This window comes from Streptomyces sp. NPDC033221, assembly GCF_055577005.1.
Genome location: NZ_JBVIQN010000022.1, coordinates 83,114 through 100,196 on the forward strand (window position 1 = coordinate 83,114; position 17,083 = coordinate 100,196).

The 17,083-nt window shown below is 72.4% G+C and carries 16 protein-coding genes; 5 read left to right on the plus strand and 11 right to left on the minus strand.

The genetic code is table 11. The annotated features are described in order from the left end of the window. The first annotated feature begins 31 nt into the window (after positions 1 to 31). The gene (locus ACZ53K_RS26440; protein ID WP_468841084.1) at positions 32 to 454 is read left to right on the plus strand and encodes an ATP-binding protein; all 423 of its coding nucleotides are present in this window, start codon (positions 32 to 34) and stop codon (positions 452 to 454) included. On the opposite strand, the gene ACZ53K_RS26445 is transcribed toward ACZ53K_RS26440, so the two are convergent. Then, positions 441 to 1,112 carry a dioxygenase family protein gene (locus tag ACZ53K_RS26445; protein ID WP_468841086.1) on the minus strand — a complete coding sequence of 224 codons (672 nt, stop codon included), beginning with the start codon at positions 1,110 to 1,112 and terminating at the stop codon, positions 441 to 443. The genes ACZ53K_RS26440 and ACZ53K_RS26445 overlap by 14 nt on opposite strands. A gap of 253 nt (positions 1,113 to 1,365) precedes the next feature. On the opposite strand from ACZ53K_RS26445, the gene ACZ53K_RS26450 reads away from it, so the two are divergent. Further along, positions 1,366 to 1,926: a hypothetical protein gene (locus ACZ53K_RS26450; RefSeq protein WP_468841088.1), complete on the plus strand. Its 561-nt coding sequence runs from the start codon at positions 1,366 to 1,368 to the stop codon at positions 1,924 to 1,926. Between the two features lie 14 nt (positions 1,927 to 1,940). Here ACZ53K_RS26450 and ACZ53K_RS26455 read toward each other — a convergent pair whose 3' ends face one another. From ACZ53K_RS26455 to gyrB, 3 genes are all read right to left on the minus strand, one after another. Then, positions 1,941 to 2,105: a hypothetical protein gene (locus tag ACZ53K_RS26455; RefSeq protein WP_468841090.1), complete on the minus strand. Its 165-nt coding sequence runs from the start codon at positions 2,103 to 2,105 to the stop codon at positions 1,941 to 1,943. A gap of 171 nt (positions 2,106 to 2,276) precedes the next feature. Beyond that, complete coding sequence (locus ACZ53K_RS26460) at positions 2,277 to 4,190, minus strand: APC family permease (RefSeq protein WP_468841092.1); 1,914 nt, start codon at positions 4,188 to 4,190, stop codon at positions 2,277 to 2,279. 333 nt (positions 4,191 to 4,523) lie between these two features. Then, the gene (gene gyrB / locus ACZ53K_RS26465; RefSeq protein ID WP_468841094.1) at positions 4,524 to 6,596 is read right to left on the minus strand and encodes a DNA topoisomerase (ATP-hydrolyzing) subunit B; all 2,073 of its coding nucleotides are present in this window, start codon (positions 6,594 to 6,596) and stop codon (positions 4,524 to 4,526) included. A gap of 664 nt (positions 6,597 to 7,260) precedes the next feature. On the opposite strand from gyrB, the gene ACZ53K_RS26470 reads away from it, so the two are divergent. Continuing rightward, positions 7,261 to 7,770: a hypothetical protein gene (locus ACZ53K_RS26470; RefSeq protein WP_468841096.1), complete on the plus strand. Its 510-nt coding sequence runs from the start codon at positions 7,261 to 7,263 to the stop codon at positions 7,768 to 7,770. A gap of 35 nt (positions 7,771 to 7,805) precedes the next feature. Here ACZ53K_RS26470 and ACZ53K_RS26475 read toward each other — a convergent pair whose 3' ends face one another. The 6 genes from ACZ53K_RS26475 to ACZ53K_RS26500 form a co-directional block, all read right to left on the minus strand. Next, entirely contained in the window at positions 7,806 to 8,264 is a 459-nt protein-coding gene (locus ACZ53K_RS26475) for an RDD family protein (protein ID WP_468841098.1), read from the minus strand. A 56-nt stretch (positions 8,265 to 8,320) separates the two neighbouring features. Further along, positions 8,321 to 8,506 carry a DUF1737 domain-containing protein gene (locus tag ACZ53K_RS26480; protein WP_468841100.1) on the minus strand — a complete coding sequence of 62 codons (186 nt, stop codon included), beginning with the start codon at positions 8,504 to 8,506 and terminating at the stop codon, positions 8,321 to 8,323. Between the two features lie 73 nt (positions 8,507 to 8,579). After that, entirely contained in the window at positions 8,580 to 9,530 is a 951-nt protein-coding gene (locus ACZ53K_RS26485) for an oxidoreductase (protein ID WP_468841102.1), read from the minus strand. 154 nt (positions 9,531 to 9,684) lie between these two features. Continuing rightward, positions 9,685 to 10,053, minus strand: a complete 369-nt coding sequence (gene nirD, locus ACZ53K_RS26490; RefSeq protein WP_468841104.1) for a nitrite reductase small subunit NirD — start codon at positions 10,051 to 10,053, stop codon at positions 9,685 to 9,687. Further along, positions 10,050 to 12,704: a nitrite reductase large subunit NirB gene (gene nirB, locus ACZ53K_RS26495; RefSeq protein ID WP_468841106.1), complete on the minus strand. Its 2,655-nt coding sequence runs from the start codon at positions 12,702 to 12,704 to the stop codon at positions 10,050 to 10,052. The genes nirD and nirB overlap by 4 nt, the downstream gene beginning before the upstream one ends. Before the next feature lie 2 nt (positions 12,705 to 12,706). After that, on the minus strand, positions 12,707 to 14,113 hold the full coding sequence (locus tag ACZ53K_RS26500) for an NAD(P)/FAD-dependent oxidoreductase (protein ID WP_468841108.1): 1,407 nt from the start codon (positions 14,111 to 14,113) through the stop codon (positions 12,707 to 12,709). A 248-nt stretch (positions 14,114 to 14,361) separates the two neighbouring features. Here ACZ53K_RS26500 and ACZ53K_RS26505 point away from each other — a divergent pair, with 248 nt between their 5' ends. After that, positions 14,362 to 15,714, plus strand: a complete 1,353-nt coding sequence (locus tag ACZ53K_RS26505) for a sensor histidine kinase (protein ID WP_468841110.1) — start codon at positions 14,362 to 14,364, stop codon at positions 15,712 to 15,714. Between the two features lie 43 nt (positions 15,715 to 15,757). Beyond that, on the plus strand, positions 15,758 to 16,408 hold the full coding sequence (locus tag ACZ53K_RS26510; protein WP_468841112.1) for a response regulator transcription factor: 651 nt from the start codon (positions 15,758 to 15,760) through the stop codon (positions 16,406 to 16,408). A gap of 29 nt (positions 16,409 to 16,437) precedes the next feature. Here ACZ53K_RS26510 and ACZ53K_RS26515 read toward each other — a convergent pair whose 3' ends face one another. Continuing rightward, the gene (locus ACZ53K_RS26515; protein ID WP_468841114.1) at positions 16,438 to 17,049 is read right to left on the minus strand and encodes a TetR/AcrR family transcriptional regulator; all 612 of its coding nucleotides are present in this window, start codon (positions 17,047 to 17,049) and stop codon (positions 16,438 to 16,440) included. Positions 17,050 to 17,083 lie beyond the last annotated feature (34 nt).

Sequence of the window (17,083 nt, forward strand, 5' to 3'; positions counted from 1 at the left end):
TGCGCGCTGCTCAAACCGGAGGTGGCCGTCGATGATCTCTCCGCATGACCCCACAGAAGTCGTCCTCTACGAGGACCTGCTCGACTACGCGCCGTTCCCCAAGAGCGTGCGGCTCGCGCGGTACCGGACGGTGCGGCTGCTGTGGGAGAGGGGGTACGGGCAGCACGTGGACGATGTCGAGCTGCTCGTGTCGGAGCTGCTCACGAATGCGATCGTGCACGGGAAAGTGCCGGGGCGGCTGGTGCGGTTGCACCTGACCGTAGGGAAGGACGTGTTGCGGGTATCGGTCAGTGATGCGCGAGGGGAGGCCCGGCCGTACGTACGGGAGCCAGGGGGCGACGCCCCAGGAGGGCTCGGGCTGGTGCTCGTGCGGGAGGTGGCCGCGCGGTGGGGCGTGCGGGACCGGGAGATCGGCAAGACCGTGTGGTGCGAGGTGGACGTCAGGCGGGGGTGACCGTGGGGGACGGGCCGCCGAGGACGATGTCCCAGTGGTAGGTGAGGGATGTGGGGCGGTCCGGTGGCGACGGGGCCGGGGTGTACGTGGCGATCAGGCGGCGCCGGGCCTCCGCGCTCGGGGCCGCGTGCAGGATCGAGTCGTGGGCCAGCAGCGGGTCGCCCTCGAAGTACATCTGCGTGACCAGGCGTTGCGTGAACGCGCGGCCGAAGAGGGAGAAGTGCAGGTGGGCGGCGCGCCAGGCGTGGTCGGGGGTGCCGAGCGGGTACGGGCCCGGTTTGATCGTGGTGAAGGCGTAGCGGCCGTCGGCGTCGGTGAGGGCGCGGCCGGTACCCGTGAAGTTGGGGTCGAGCGGGGCGTCGTGCCGGTCGCCTTGGTGCGCGTACCGGCCGGCGGCGTTGGCCTGCCAGAGTTCGATGAGCTGGTGGGGGACGGGGTGCCCGAGGTCGTCCATGACGCGCCCGGTCACGGTGATGCGTTCGCCGATGGGGGTGCCGGGGTGGTGGCGGGTGAGGTCGCTGTCGAGGGGCGTCACGTCGGTGGGGCCGAAGACCGGCCCGTACCGTTCGCACTGCTCCGGGTCGGCGGGGAGAAGGAACGGCGGCCGGGTGGGCCGGCGCAGCGGAAGGCCCCCGTACGGGGTGGGTGAGGTCGGCATGGGGCCGTTGTCGCACGTGGCGGCGGGGCGGGCAAGGACGGGAACCGGCCCTGGGGGCGGTCGGCGGGCGCGCGCTGTGCGGTTCGTGGGCGGGGCGTGCGCTCCGGGGCAAGTCGGCGTGTGGTGGGCGCTTTTCGTATCAGATGTGTCTACGCGCGTACATGGTGAACGCCACTGGCCACAGGCATATGTGGGCGTCCGGTGCCACGGCCCGGGCATGCCAAGAATGACCCACCGGAAGAAAGGCGCTGTCATGTACCCCAACACCCTGGACACCTTCGTCGCCTCCGTGAAGCACCAGCGCGAGCTGATGATCATCCACCGGGTCACCGGCGGATACCTCACCCACAACGGTGACCTCCAGATCGAGACCGACCCCGTCGAGAACATCGACAACAAGCGGCACCTGTGGGTGGTCCACCTGGTGGGCTACTACAAGAACAACACGGTCTACAGCTTCGAGAACAAGCGGGAGGGCAAGCGGTTGGCGGTCAACCCGGGCAGCCTCCGGGACGGCATGCGCTTCACGGACCCGCAGGACCCCAAGGCCCCGAACAACAAGGAGCTGGAGGCGCAGCGGTTCTACGTACTGCCGATGTGCAGCGGCGGGTACTCCATCGTGCCGTTCCTCGGCTCGGACCTGTCCCTGATGCCGATGGGGAACCGGCCCGGAACCGGCTGCGACCGGCCGCTGCCCCACTGGGGCGGACAGTCCTCGGACAACGGCGCGCACGACTTCGTCCGGGCGCCGGACCAGCCCGAGCGGGAGGACCCGACGGAGCAGGACCTCCAGCCGCCCGGTTCCGGGAAGTGAGGCGCGGCGGGCTCTTACCGGCGGGCTCGCCAGACCACGACCGTGGTGAAGGTCGCGCTGCAGACCGAGTAGACACCGAGGCCGATGTGCCACCCGTCGTCGCGCCAGAGACCGATGGCGGTCACGGCGAGCGCGCAGAGCAGCGCGAGGATGGCGAGTGTCCGTCCGAGAAGAGGCATGAACAGCGGTCCTGGCAGAGGTGATCGGTGGTGTCCGGCGTTCGGTGCCCGGAGCCCGGAGCCCGGTACCGCCGTCCGGTGACCGGTGGCCGGTTGCCCACCGGTCTCCGGCCCCGCGACCCTAACAATCGACACTGCCTCCGTCATCCGAGGCCCCGGCGCCCCGGCCGGCTACGCCCTGACCCGGAATCGCAACCGGCAGATCGTCGCGTCCGTCGTGCGCCGTACCGCGTGTGCGACGACCGCGCCGCGCTGGTTCTGGAGGAGGCGCTGCCAGAGGTGGGCCGGTTCGACCTCGGGGATCAGGACGGTGATCCGGGTGTGGGGGCGCCGGCCGGTGAGGTCGCGTACGTAGGCGGCGATCGGGCGGCCCACCGTCCGGCTCGCGGAGGGGAGTTCGAGGAGGCTCACGCCGGGGTTCCACAGTTCCCAGTCGCGGCGCAGGGACTCCGCCGCGCGGCGGTCCTCGGGCGCGGCGTAGGTGACGGTGACGGCCACCACCTCGTCGCCGAGCGAGACGGCGGCGTTCAGCGCCTCGCAGGTGAGCCTGGAGAGGTGGGAGACGGGGACGACGACGAGGGAGCGGTCGCGGTGCGGGGGCTCGGGGATGCGGCCCAGGTGCAGATGGTCCGCGATCCTGCCGTACGCCCGGTGGACCGCCTCGAAGGTGAGGACGAGCGCGGGCAGCGCGATGACGATGAGCCAGGCGCCCTCGGTGAACTTCGTCGCCGTTACGACGACGGCCGAGACACCGGTCAGCACCGCGCCGAAACCGTTGAGGACGGCCTTGCCGCGCCAGCCGGGGGAACGTTCCTGCCGCCAGTGGCGGACCATGCCCACCTGGCAGATGGTGAAGCCGACGAAGACACCGATGGCGAAGAGCGGCACGAGGGTGTTCACGTCGCCGCCGGAGAAGGCGAGGAGCACGGCGGCGACGGCGGCCAGCGCCAGGACGCCATGCCGGTGCACCTGCCGGTCGCCCTTGAGGCCGAAGACGTGCGGCAGATAGTTGTCACGGGCCAGCAGGCCCATCAGGACCGGCAGCCCGCCGAAGGACGTGTTCGCGGCCAGGGCGAGCAGCACCATGGTCGCGAACTGCACCACGTAGAAAGCCCAGTTGTGACCGAGCGACGCGTCCGCGAGCTGCGCGAGGACGGTGACGCCCTCGACCGGCTGGAGGTGGAAGCGCCCGATGAGCACCGAGAGGCCGATCAGCATCACGCCGAGGAGTGCGCCCAGGGCGACCTCGGTGCGCTGCGCGCGCTTGGCGGCGGGCGCGCGGAAGGACGGTACGGCGTTGGCGACCGCCTCGACGCCGGTCAGCGCCGAACACCCGGAGGCGAACGCCTTCAGGAGGAGCAGCGCGCCGACCGAGGTCGCGTTGTCCGACAGTACGGAGGCGTGGCCGGCGGCGGACACGGTGGAGGCGGGCGCGTCCCGGAACAGGCCGACCGCGACGACGGCGAGGATCGAACCCACGAAGGCGGCGGTGGGCAGCAGGAACGCTTTTGCCGAGTCGACGATGCCGCGCAGGTTCACGCCCGTCACCAGGACCAGCACCGCCAGGCACAGCCACAGCCGTTCGCCGTAGAGGCCGGGGAAGGCGGAGGTGAGCGCGGCGACGCCGGCCGTCACCGACACGGCGACGTTCAGGACGTAATCGAGGAGGAGGGAGGCCGCGGCGACCAGGGCCGTACGGCGTCCGAGGTGGGTCTTGGCGACGGCGTACGAGCCGCCGCCGTTCGGGAAGGCCGCGATCACCTGGCGGTACGAGGCGACCAGGACGGCGAGCAGCGCCGCGATGCCTAGGGTGACCGGGAGGGTGAAGCCGAGTCCGTACGCGCCGGCGGCGGCCAGGACCAGGACGATGGACTCGGGGCCGTACGCCACGGAGGCCATCGCGTCGAGGGAGAGGGCGGCGAGGCCCTGGGTGGCGGTGAGGCGGTGCCGGGCGTCCGGGTCGGGGCCGGGATCGGGCGGGGCCGCCGGGGCGGGGGAGGGCGCGGCCGGGGCGGGCACCGGGCCCGTGGACCGGTCCGTGGCCCGGCCTGCGGTCCGGCCCGTGGATTTCCACACCATCGACATCGTTCGCCGTACCTCCGTGCGCTGCGGGAAGAGAACCCCTGTGACGGGGCCAGCCCAGCGTGAGTGCCGGTTCGTACGGGCGCGCCGGTTCTTGGCGTGGCTTTGGCGGGTGATCCGGCCTTCTTCACGCCTTCTTGATGCCCGGCGGGGGTGCGGCGACGCGGGTGGGTGGCCGGAGCACCGGGTGGCCGGGGCACCGGTAAGTGGGCGGGCGGCGGTGGCTCGGAGGCCGAGCCGGGGCCGGTCGAGTCCCGCGGCGGAGCTGGTGATGACTTTCCGGCGTGGGGTGACGTCGTTGTCCATGAGCAGGTCGAAGGCGATGAACCGGCGCGATCAGATGTCGAGGAAGCGGACGTCCTTGGCGTTGCGCTGGATGAAGGAGCGCCGGGCCTCGACGTCCTCACCCATCAGGACGGAGAAGAGCGCGTCGGCAACGGCCGCGTCGTCGAGGGTGACCTGGCCCAGGACACGGTGCTCCTGGTCCATGGTCGTGACGCGCAGTTCCTCGGCGTTCATCTCGCCCAGGCCCTTGAACCGCTGGATGGAGTCGTCCCTGACCCGGTGGCCGCGCTGCCGGCCCCGCTCCAGCAGTACGTCGCGTTCGCGGTCGGAGTAGGCGTACTCCAGGTGGTCCCGGCCCCACTTGATCTTGTAGAGCGGCGGGCGGGAGAGGTAGACGTGCCCGTGCTCGATCAGCGGCCGCATGAAGCGGAAGAGGAAGGTGAGCAGCAGGGTGTTGATGTGCTGGCCGTCCACGTCGGCGTCCGCCATCAGGATGATCTTGTGATAGCGCAGCTTCTCGATGGCGAAGTCCTCGTGCACGCCCGTGCCGAACGCGGAAATCATCGCCTGCACCTCGTTGTTGTGCAGGATCTTGTCGATACGGGCCTTCTCGACGTTGAGGATCTTGCCGCGGATGGGAAGGATCGCCTGGTACCGCGGATCGCGGCCGGACTTGGCCGAGCCACCGGCGGAGTCGCCCTCGACGATGAAGATCTCGCTTTTCGCCGGATCGCTGGACTGGCAGTCGGACAGCTTGCCTGGCAGGGCCGCCGACTCCAGCAAGCCCTTGCGGCGGGTCAGATCCCGGGCTTTACGGGCCGCCAGCCGGGCAGTGGCCGCCTGCGTCGCCTTGCGGACGATGTCGGTCGCTTCGTCGGGGCTGCTGTCGAACCAGTCCGTCAGATGTTCGTGCACCACCTTCTGCACGAACGTCCTGGCCTCGCTGTTGCCCAGCTTGGTCTTGGTCTGGCCCTCGAACTGCGGCTCGCCCAGCTTGACCGAGATGATCGCCGTCAGGCCCTCGCGGATGTCCTCGCCCGTGAGGTTGCCGTCCTTCTCGCGCAGCAGCTTCCTCTCCCGCGCGTACCGGTTGACGACCGTGGTCAGCGCCGTGCGGAAGCCCTCCTCGTGGGTGCCGCCCTCGTGGGTGTGGATGGTGTTGGCGTAGGAGTAGACACTGTCAGCGAACTGGCTGTTCCACTGCAGCGCGACCTCCAGCGACAGCAAGCGCCCGGTGTCCTCGGCGGCGATGGAGACGACGGAGGGATGGACCGGCTCACCCTTGCGGGCATTGAGGTAGGCGACGAAGTCGGTGATACCGCCGTCGTAGCGGTAGGAGACCGCCTTCGCGGCCCGCTCCCCGGCGGTGTCCGGACCCGCCTCCTCGGCCCCGGCCGTCGCGCGGGCCGACGCACGCTCGTCGGTGAGGGTCAGGGTCAGCCCCCGGTTGAGGAAGGCCATCTCCTGGAACCGCCTGGCCAGCGTCTCGAAGGAGTACTCGGTCGTCTCGAAGATCCCGCCGTCCGCCCAGAACGTCAGGGACGTGCCGGTCTTCGAGGTGGACTCGCGGCGGGCCAGCGGCGCTGTCGGCGCCCCGCCCTCGTACTCCTGGGTCCACCGGTGGCCGTCGGTCCAGATCTCCGCGGACAGCCTGGTCGAGAGCGCGTTGACCACCGACAGGCCCACACCGTGCAGACCGCCGGAGACTGCGTACCCGCCGCCCCCGAACTTGCCGCCCGCGTGCAGCACCGTCAGGACGACTTCCACGGCCGGCTTCTTCTCCGCCGGGTGCATGCCCACCGGGATGCCGCGCCCGTTGTCGGTCACCCGTACACCGCCGTCGGCCAGGATCGTCACATCGATCCGGTCGGCCACCCCGGCCAGCGCCTCGTCGACGGAGTTGTCCACGATCTCCTGCACCAGGTGGTGCAGCCCACGCTCGCCCGTGGAGCCGATGTACATGCTGGGCCGCGTGCGTACGGCGTCGAGCCCGTCCAGGACGGTGATCGCGGTGGCGTCGTACGCGGCATGCACGGCAGACGCGGCATGGCCGTTCTGGCCGATCGGGCTGTTCTGATCGGCGCCGGAGCTGCCGGAGGCGGCGTGAGTGCCGGAAGTGGTCACAGTGCTCCCTTTTTGGGCACGGCGAACCGCGCTCCCGCGCGCCATGGCGCGAGAGCGGTCGGATCGCTGGACGGAAAACGTGTTGCGGGCAGGCCGAAGTAGACCCTCGGGGGCCGCAGTTCTCGACGCCGGGAGGACGACGAGGCGCTTTCCAGATTACCGAAAGTCCCATGTGAGCCTGGGGCTAGAGGCCATCTGGCGGCCCATCTCGTCGCCGTTCGCCCCCCCGGCCAATCCCCCCTGCCTGCTCGGCGCGAAAAACCTGCAGGGTGGCACACGGGGGCTTTCCGGGGGCTTCGGCGCGTCGGGCTACAAGGGCTTTTTCAGTGCGGTCGGGGCGCAGGGGGACAGCGCTCGACTCGCCGTGTACGGCCTGATGCGTTGTCAGTGGTGCGTCAAGTTCCCGGGACGCGTCGTCAGCACGGCGTCAACATCCCGGCGGTTCCGGCATCACGGCCCTAGCGTCACGGCTATGGGACGGCGATGGATGCCCGGGGCCGGAGCCACGGCCCACGGGAAGGGCGGCGGAGACGGCGCGGACCGCAGATGCGGCGCGCACGGCGTGGATGGCGGCGCGTACGGCGGTGTGGAAGGCAGCGGACGGAGAGGCGGTGGGCTGCGCGATGGACGGCATACGCGGAAGAGGTACGCCCTTCCACCCCCGGTGCACGGCCCGGCGGCGTACCGGGACCGCCGATGGGCGGCCGAACTGCGCACGGCGGCCTGCTGCGCGGCCGGTGTCCTGTGCGTCATGCTCGCCGTCGACCTCGTCTGTCACACCCTCGATCCGCTGCGTGCCGCCTGCTGGACGGCCATCGCGGTGGTGCTCTTCGCGGCGCTCGTCCCGACACGGGTGACGGCCGGGGCGGGCTGGCTCGCCGTACGCGGGCTGCTGCGCGAGCGCCGGGTCCGTACCGACCTGCTGGTCCTCGTACGCCGCAGCGACGGGATGGCGCCCCGGCTGGTGCTGCGCGACGCGGTGGGCGACCGCGTCGAACTGGACCCCAAGGTCCTGACCGCCAACCCGGCCCTGTGGCACGTACTCGACACCGGCGCCCGGCTCTCCCGGGAGCGCGGGTTGATGCGGTCGGGCAGCGAGGTGCTGCGGGTGCTGGGCGAGCACGTCGACCGGGAAGGGGCCCGGGAAATCTTCGAGGCGTCGGGCCTGGAGTGATCGGTCTGGACCGACCGACCGGCCGGCCGCCGCCGCTAAGCGGGCAGCAGGTCGCGGCGGCGCACCATGCGTACGCCGCACAGGTCCTCCGGGTCGTCCTCCCCGTCGAAGAGCGCCGTGATCAGCCAGAGCACGAGGAAGCCGTAACCGGCCAGCCAGCGCTTGACCAGCCGGGGGACGCGCGGCCGAGTGCCGGTCTTCTCCAGGATCACCCGTGTCCTGACCAGGAATTTACCCACGCTCGCGCCGAGCATCCGGGTCAGCACCACATGGTTGAGGAACGAGACGCCGACCCCGCACCCGATGGCCGTCGCCCAGAACGCGCCGAACGGCCGGTCGCCACCGAGCCGTACCCCCAGGCCCAGGACGCCGAGCACACAGGTGAGCAGCACACCGTCGACGGCGATCGCGGTGAGACGCCGGAGGTCGCCGGCGGGCTCGGGGATGTCGGGGAGCCGGTAGACGGGGGACGGGGCGTAACGCTGCTCGTACATGAGAGCGGATCTTGCCATGGCGGCCGAGGCCGCTACGGCCACGGCTGCCGAGGCCCCTACGACCGCGTCGGCCAGACCAGCGCCTGGGCGACGATGACGCGCTCGCCGTCGAAGGTGACGGCGGGCCCCTCGTGCAGTGTGTAGCCGAGGGCGATCATCTCGCTCACGCGCCGGCAGAACGCGGCGTCGTCCGGACCGGTCAGGACTCGGTAGACGGGCAATCCGTCCGGTGGCGTGCTCATGCGGAGGAGCATCTCAGACCGGGCCGCCGACCGGCCCACCGGGCTGCGGCGCACCGGACTGCGCCGCCCGAACTCAGCTGCTCCCGGGGCTGTCGGCCTTGCCGAAGTCGTACCGTACGCCGGTCAGCTCCTCCGACGCCTCCCACAGCCGCGCCGACGTCGTGTCGTTGCGCGTCCACGGGGCGCGGGGGGACGGCGCGGTCGCGCCGCGCAGGCCGTTGCGGGGGCCGAGGAAGGCGTCCGGCTTCATGTGCGGGGCGGTGGCGGCGCACAGGGTCGGCAGGGCGCCGGACTCGGCGGGCTGGCCGATGACGCGGTTGGCCAGCCCCACGAGGCGCTCGGCGCGCGTACGGCCCTCCATCCGTACGCCGGCGGTCTGCAGGTTGGTGTCTGCGTACCCGGGGTGCGCGGAGACGGCCAGTACCTGCGAGCCGGCCTGCGCGAGGCGGCGCGACAACTCGTGGACGAAGAGCAGGTTGGCGCTCTTGGAGCGGCCGTAGACGATCCAGCGGCGGTAGGCATGCTCGCTGTTGAGGTCGTCCAGGTGGACGTTGCCGAGCATGTGGAAGCCGCTGGAGACGGTGACGACGCGCGCCCCAGGGGTGCCCAGCAGCTTGGGCAGCAGCAGGCCGGTGAGCGCGAAGTGGCCGAGGTGGTTGGTCCCGAACTGCATCTCGAAGCCGTCGGCGGTCCGGCGCTGGGGGAGTGCCATCACACCGGCGTTGTTGATGAGGAGGTCGAGACGGTCACCGTCGAAGTCGTCGAGGCCTGCCGCGAAGGTGCGTACGGACCGCAGGTCGGCGAGGTCGAGCTGCCGGAACTCGACTTCGGCGCCGGGCACTTCGGAGCGCAGCCGGGCGAGCGCCGTGTGCCCGCGCCCTTCGTTGCGGCAGGCCAGTACGACACGGGCGCCGCGGCGGGCGAGTTCGCGGGCGGTGATGTAGCCGATGCCGCTGTTGGCGCCGGTCACGACCGCCGAGCGGCCCGTCTGGTCGGGGATGTGGCTCGTGTTCCAACGGGTCACGCCTGCTGCGCTCCTTCGTCGGTGCATCGGGGGGCACCAGCGTACGCCTGGGCCGGGTGGGGGACGCACCCGGCCGGAGGAGGGCGTGATTGCCGGGGGTGGAGAAGACCGGCTGGGCGCGGTCCACCACGTTCGAGGCGGGCAGCGGGAACGGTCAGCCGCCGTGCCGTTCGGCGACCTCCCGCACCCGGTAGACGGGCACCGACACCGCCGGATCGTCCAGACAGGTGCCCGTCTCCAGGTCGAAGCGCTGCTTGAGGAGGGGGGAGGCGACGAACGGGCGGCCGCCCGCGGAGCCGGTCAGGCCGCGGGACAGGACGTACGCGCCGGTGAACGGGTCGCGGTTGCCGATGGCGTACGGGCGTCCCGCGCGGTCCACGAACAGCGCCACCTGCCCGCCGTCCGGGAGGAGGGCGGCGACGCCCCGGCCGGGGACGAGGGCGGAGGGAGCGCAGACCGGGAACCAGGTGCTGATCTCCTTCTGTTCCTCGGGGAGTTCTACGGCGAGTGTCGTGGGGCTCATCGGGCGGCGGTTCCTTCCAGGGTGCGGGCGTCGGAGGTGGTGAGCGCGGTACGGACCGGAAGCGTCGGACCCGCCAGCAGGACCAGGTCCGGCTTGATCTGGTCGCGCTCCGGGACGAAGCGGACGGCCGGGTCGGGGGCGTCCGGCGCGTTGACGAAGGAGACGAAGCGGCCGAGGCGCTCCGGGTCGGCGAGGGTGTCGGCCCACTCGTCGCGGTAGGCCGTCACATGCGCGGCCATCAGGGACTCCAGCTCGTCGCAGAGACCGAGGGAGTCGTGCACGACGACGTCGCGTACGTGGTCGAGGCCGCCCTCGATGCGCTCCAGCCAGGCGGAGGTGCGCTCCAGGCGGTCGGCGGTGCGGATGTAGAACATCAGGAAGCGGTCGATGAGGCGGATCAGCTCGGTGTCGGAGAGGTCCTGGGCCAGCAGATCGGCGTGGCGCGGGGTGGCGCCGCCGTTGCCGCCGACGTAGAGGTTCCAGCCGTTGGAGGTGGCGATGACGCCGAAGTCCTTGCCGCGTGCCTCGGCGCACTCGCGCGCGCACCCGGAGACGGCCGACTTGAGCTTGTGCGGGGAGCGCAGACCCCGGTAGCGCAGCTCCAGGTCGATGGCCATGCGGACGGAGTCCTGGACGCCGTAGCGGCACCAGGTCTGGCCGACGCAGGACTTCACGGTACGGAGGGCCTTGCCGTACGCGTGTCCCGACTCGAAGCCCGCGTCGACCAGGCGGGCCCAGATGCGGGGGAGCTGGTCGACGCGGGCGCCGAACAGGTCGATGCGCTGACCGCCGGTGATCTTCGTGTAGAGGCCGAAGTCGCGGGCCACCTCGCCGATGACGATCAGCTTCTCCGGGGTGATCTCGCCGCCGGGGATGCGCGGCACGACGGAGTAGGAGCCGTTGCGCTGGAGGTTGGCGAGGAAGTGGTCGTTGGTGTCCTGGAGGGCGGACTGCTCGCCGTCCAGGACGTAACCGTCGGCGCCGACCGTGGGGGCGAGCGAGGCGATGATCGAGCCGACGGTCGGCTTGCAGGTCTCGCAGCCGTCGCCGCCGCGCGCTTCCTCCCGGCCGTGGCCGTCCAGGAGTTCGGCGTACGAGGTGAGGCGGCGGGTGCGGACGATCTCGTACAGCTCGGCGCGGGTGTGCGGGAAGCATCCGCACAGGCCCTGGTCGACGACCACGCCGCCGGCCGCCAGCTCGTCGTTGACCAGGGTGGTCAGCGCCTTGACGCAGCTGCCGCAGCCGGTGCCCGCCTTGGTGCACTTCTTCACCTCGGGCACGGTGGTGCAGGAGTGCTCGGAGACCGCACCACGGATGGTGCCCTTGGTGACGTTGTGGCAGTTGCAGATCACCGCGTCGTCGGGGAGGGCGGCGGGTCCGAGGGCGGCCGGCGCGCCGGTGCCCGCGGGGAGTACGAGCTGTTCGGGGGCGACCGGGGGCACGGAGCCGGTGAGCGGGCGCAGCAGCCCGTACGACTCGGCGTCGCCGACCAGCACACCGCCCAGCAGCTCGCCGTCCGCGCCGATGACCAGCTTCTTGTAGACGCCGGAACGGGAGTCGGCGTACACGACGTCGAGGCAGCCCGGGGTGGCGCCGTGCGCGTCCCCGAAGGAGGCCACGTCCACGCCGAGGAGCTTGAGCTTGGTGGAGGTGTCGGCGCCGGTGAAGACGCGGCCCCCGGATTCGTCGGAAGCGGTGGGGGCGCTCAGGCCCTCCGCGATCGCGGCCGCCGCCGTCTCCGCCATCTCGTAGCCGGGCGCCACCAGGCCGTACACCCTGCCGTCGGCCGCCAGCGCGCACTCGCCGATCGCGTACACGGCCGGGTCGCTGGTACGGCACCGCTCGTCGACGCCGATGCCACCGCGCTCGCCGACCGTCAGCCCGCAGTCGCGGGCGAGCTGGTCGCGCGGCCGCACCCCGGCCGAGAAGATCACCAGATCGGTCTCGACGCGCGAGCCGTCCGACAGCTCCATGGCCCGCACCGCGCCGTCCTCGCCCGCGACGATCTCCTTGCCGCCGACACCGGTGTGGACGCTCAGGCCCATCTCCTCGACGGTCCGGCGCAGCGCGCTGCCGCCGCCCTCGTCGACCTGGACCGCCATCAGCCGCGGCTGGAACTCGACGATATGGGTGCGCAGTCCGAGCCCCTTGAGGGCACCGGCCGCCTCCAGGCCGAGCAGGCCGCCGCCGACGACCGCGCCGGTGCGGGAGTTCTTGGCGTACTCCTCGATGGCCAGCAGATCCTCGACCGTCCGGTACACGAAACAGCCGGTGCTGTCCGCGCCGGGCACCGGCGGCACGAAGGGGTACGAGCCGGTGGCCAGCACGAGCGAGTCATAGGTGACCGTCAGGCCGGAACGGGCGGTGACGGTGCGCGCCGCGCGGTCGATGGCGGTCGCCGGGTCGCCGAGGTGCAGTTCGATGCCGTGCCGGGCCATGAACTCCGGGTCGGCCAGAGTCAGATCCTCCGGTGTGCGGCCCGAGAAGTACGAGGTGAGCGCGACCCGGTCGTAGGCGGGGCGCGGCTCCTCGCACAGCACGACGACCCGGGTATGCGCGGTCACCCCACGGTCGGCGAGGGCTTCGAGGAACCGCTGGCCGACCATGCCGTGGCCGATGAGCACGAGAGTGGGAACGGCGGTTGCAGCCATGGTCAGGAGCCTCCGTCGGGGGCGGTGGTGGGGGCGGTGCCGGGACCGCCGCTGTGGTCGGTGGTGAGCAGATGCAGCAGGGAGGCCGCGGGCAGCAGGTCGTCGGCCTCCCAGGTACGGGCGAGGGTGCCGACGGCTCCGAGATCGCCGAGCAGGATGCCGCCGACCAGGCGGTCACCGCGGATGATGACCTTGCGGTAGGCGCTGCGGGTGGCATCGGACAGGTGGATCACGTCGTCGCCGGGGCGGGGGGAAGGGGTGCCGAAGGCGGCTAGGTCCAGGGGGGCGGAGTGGGGAGTGGAGTCCGTGCCTGGGCCGGGGCTGGGGCCGGTGAGGGTGAGGCGGGTGAGGGCACGGGTGCCGCGATAGGTACGCGCACGCGCCTCCGCGTCGGCGGTCCCGGCCGTCCCGGTTTCCGCCTCGGCTCCTGCCCCGGCCTCCGCGTCCCCGGCCTCCGCCATGAGAACCTTCGCCAGCAGATCGGCCTGTTCGAGGGCGGCGCCGGCCAGCCCGTACACCAGCCCGTCGTGCTGCGCGCAGTCGCCGATCGCGTGGATACGGGGGTCGGCCGTCCGCAGGTGGTCGTCGACGACGATGCCGCGGTCCACCGGCAGCCCGGCCGCCCGTGCGAGGCCGACGCGGGGCCGTACCCCGCAGGCGAGGACGACCAGGCCGGCATCGGATACGTAACCGTCCGCGAGTTCCACGGCGCGCACGGAGCCGTCCTCGACGCGCAGCCCGCGTACCCGGCACTCCGTGTGGATCTCAACGCCCAGCGCTTCGAGGTGGGTGCGGAGCAGGGCCGCGGCCCCGGCGTCCAGCTGGCGTTCCATCAGGTGCTCGCCCTGCTGGGCCAGCAGAACCGGTACGCCGCGCTCGGCCAGGGCGCGCGCCGCGGACACCCCGAGCAGCCCGCCGCCGATCACCACGGCGCGTGCGCCGGGGCGTGCGGCGGCCGAGTCGAGCGCTGTGCAGTCGTCCAGCGTGCGGAACGGATGGACGCCGAGCGGCAGATCGTCCTGGCCCGGCCGGCCGGGCGGGAAGAGGCCGCGCAGCGGCGGCAGCACCGGGTTGGAGCCGGTCGCCAGGACGAGCCGGTCGTACGGGACGGCCCGGCCGTCGTCGCACTGCACCGTACGGCGCTCCCGGTCGACCCGTACCGCCCGCACCCCGCTCAGCCACCGCACCCCGTTGTGCGGGGCCGGCAGGGCGATGACCTCGTGCGGGTAGCGGCCGGCCAGCACCTCGGCGAGGAGGACCCGGTTGTACGGCGCGTGCGGCTCCTCACCGAGCACGGTGAGCACCGGGCCGCCGCCGGTGCCGGCGGCGCCTGCCGGACGGAGGCGCTGCGCGAGCCGGGCGGCGGCCATTCCGCCGCCGATCACCACCACACGCTGTTGCGAGGTCATGTCCGCCAGCGTGCGGTGCGGCTGTTACCCGGCCGCATCTGCACTGTTTCCCGTGGGGAACGCTGCCCTCAGCGCGGCGGAGGACGGGGTGTGAGGGCGGGAGGTAGGGGGCGGGACGTGAGGACGGGGTGTGGAGCCGGGGTGTGGGGGCCGGGCAGCCCGAACGGTCGGGGGTGGGGCTACCCGAACCCCCGCTCCCCGTACCCGCACGATCGATCCGCACGCGCCCCCGCCGTAGGTTGAGGCCCATGCAACCGCACCACCGACCGCACGATCCGGCGGGCCGTCTCCGCCACTGGCCGGGCGCGCCCTTCGCTCCCCGCAACCTGGCCGCGGTGCTGCACGCCGTGGCCGGGCTGCCGTTCGCGCTGCTCGGCATGGTGCTGGTCCTGGTGGGACTCCTGGTGAGCACGGTGCTGGTGTGGACGGCGCTGGGGCCGTGGCTGCTGGCGCTGACCGTACGGGGAGCGACGGCCCTCGGTGCCGCACAGCGCGCCATGGCGCGCGGGCTGCTGGCGGTGGACATCGAAGCGCCCGCGCGGCGCACCGGCAGCGGGGCGCTCGGCTGGCGGCGGGCGGTGCTCGGCGACCGGGCCGGCCGACGGGCGGTCGGCTGCGCCCTCCTCGCGCCGTTCACGGCCGTTCCGCCGCTCCTGGTCGTCCTGGCCGCGTACGTGTACGGGCTGCTCTTCCTCGCCCACCCCGTCCTCAAGCACGTCAACTACTTCACCGAGCACGGACCGGACGGGATCGAACGCCACGTCTCCCTCCAGGTGAACGGGGTGGAGTTCGACTCCTGGCCGCGCTGGCTGCTGGTCGTCGCCGCCGGGGCCGCGCTGCTCCTCGTCGCGCCGTGGCTGCTGCGCCGGGCGCAGGCCCCGCACCGCCTCCTGCTGCGCGCGCTGCTCGGCCCCGACCCGGCGGCGCAGCGCATCCGCACCCTGGAGGAGACGCGCGCCCAGGCCGTCGAGGACGCCGCGGCGACGCTCCGCCGTATCGAACGCGACCTGCACGACGGCACCCAGGCGCGCCTGGTCGGGCTCGGTATGCACCTCACGATGATCCGCGAAATGATCACCGCGGACGCGGACCGCGCACAGCTGCTGACCGTGGTGGAAACGGCTCAGGGCAACGCGAAGCAGGCCGTCGCCGACCTGCGCGACCTCGTACGCGGCATCCACCCGCCCGTCCTCGACCAGGGGCTGGACACGGCGCTCGCCACCCTCGCCGCCGACAGTGCCCTGCCGGTCACGGTGACGGCCGGCGCGGTGAGCCGCCGCCCGTCCCCGGCCGTCGAGTCCATCCTCTACTTCTGCGCCGCCGAACTCCTCGCCAACGCGGTCAAGCACAGCGGCGCTTCACGCGTGGCGGTGGAGGTGACGAGCGGTACGGACGCGGAGCGGGACGGGCCCGGCAGCGGCGGAGCCGGGGGCGGGCTGCGGCTCGTCGTACGCGACGACGGGCGCGGCGGCGCGGTGGTCGGCGCGGGCAGCGGGCTTACGGGGCTGCGCGCCCGGGTCCGTACCGTGGACGGCACGCTGACCTGCGACAGCCCACCCGGCGGGCCTACGGTGGTCACCATCCGCATCCCCCAGCCGTAACCGTTCTCTCCCCCCCCGCACGCTGCAAAGGCAGGCCACACACATGCGCGTCGTCATCGCCGAGGACTCCGCGATCCTGCGGGACGGGCTCGCCCAACTCCTCGCCCTGCGCGGGGTGGAGGTGGCGGCGGCCGTCGGCGACGCCGAGACACTGCGGGCCGCGGTCGCCGAACACCGCCCGGACGCCGCCGTCGTCGACATCCGTCTGCCGCCCGGCCACACCGACGAGGGCCTGCGCGCGGCCGTCGCCATCCGCCGGGACCACCCCGGCACCGGCGTACTGATCTTCTCCCAGTACGTGGAGACCAGCTACGCGGCGCGCCTGCTGGGCGACGGGGCCGGCGGCGTCGGCTACCTGCTCAAGGAACGGGTGGTGGACATCGCCGAGTTCGTGGACGCGCTGGAACGCGTCGCGGCGGGCGGCACCGCGCTGGACCCGGAGGTCGTCACCCAGTTCTTCGGCGCCGGCCGCCGCGCCGCCGCCCTGGACACCCTCACCCCACGCGAACGCGAAGTCCTCGCCCAGATGGCCCAGGGCCGCACCAACCAGGCCATCGCCGCCACCTTCGTGGTCACCGAACGCGCCATCGAGAAACACATCGCCCACATCTTCACCAAGCTGGACCTCCCGCCGTCCGGGACGGACCACCGCCGGGTGCTCGCGGTGCTGCGGTATCTGGAGGCGGCGGCGTAGGGCCGGGACGGGGCCGGGACAGGGCCGGGTTACGGCGCGGGGGCCAGCAGGCGGGTGAGCGCGCGGCGGGTGCGCTCCTGGGCCGTGGGGTCGGCGAAGAGCTGGATGGCCTGGTTGAGGCCGGTGTAGAGGCCGATCAGTTCGAAGACGAGCTGGTCGGGGTCGGTGTCCGGGGGGAGTTCGCCCGCGTCGGCGGCGTACCGGATCTCGTTGGCCAGGCGGCGGCGCCAGAGGGTGGAGCGGCGTACGACGGCGTCCCGGATGGGGCCGACGCGCGCGTCGAACTCGACCGCCGCGGTGGTGAAGAAGCAGCCGCCGGGGAAGGCGCCGTGTTCCCGTTCCAGGTAGGTGATCCAGTACTCGCAGATGGCCCGGAGCCGGTCGAGACCGGGGGCCGTACCGGCGGCGGGCTCCCACACCGCCCTGGAGAAGATCGCCGACGCGCCGTCCAGGGAGGCGAGCTGGAGCGCCTCCTTCGTGCCGAAGTGGCCGAGGACACCGGCCTTGCTCATGCCCAGGTCGGTGGCGAGGCGGCCGATGGTCAGCCCGTCGAGCCCTTCGACCGAGGCGATCGCGATGCTGCGGTCGATGATCCGCTCGCGGGTCCTGCGGGACTCGGCGGCGGACTTGCGTGGGCTCATACGGCCATCGTAGCCAGCGCGTCCCGCCGCACCC